The sequence below is a fragment of the Virgibacillus salarius genome, assembly GCF_039521925.1.
Lineage (GTDB): Bacteria > Bacillota > Bacilli > Bacillales > Amphibacillaceae > Virgibacillus > Virgibacillus salarius.
On the sequence record NZ_BAAACY010000001.1, the window covers coordinates 22,511 to 22,878 of the forward strand.

The following is a 368-nucleotide window of genomic DNA, read 5'->3' on the forward strand; positions in this document are numbered from 1 at the left end:
GCAGGAGTCTACGTAATTCGTCTCCGCTATGAGAAGGTGCAACAATTCTTGTCATAAGTAATAGGTTGACTTTTTTTACAATGGGTAAAGTGAAAATCGCTATCCGTTAGTATAAAAGCAGCTGTGTTACTTCATGCTGGCGTTGTAGAGCCTGATAATAGCGAAGGCTTGCCACTTCAACTCCTGTGGGAAATGTTTGACCTGAAGATCCACTTTTTTGAGCGGGTTTTGCTAAAAAAGTTAGCTGAAGGACAAACCCCACGGAAAGGGAAGTGGGCAGCCGGAGTGGTGGTCAAGCAGGGGCTGGGACAAAACCCAGTAAAATAAAAAGTGGTACTCGCCAATAATTTGGTAAGTACCACTTTTTT

Annotated in this window: 1 protein-coding gene; it reads left to right on the forward strand. The window is 43.5% G+C overall.

The genetic code is table 11. The annotated features are described in order from the left end of the window. Nucleotides 1–123: 123 nt before the first annotated feature. Entirely contained in the window at nucleotides 124–327 is a 204-nt protein-coding gene (locus ABDZ84_RS00100; RefSeq protein WP_343779199.1) for a hypothetical protein, read from the forward strand. The last annotated feature ends 41 nt before the right edge of the window (nucleotides 328–368 follow it).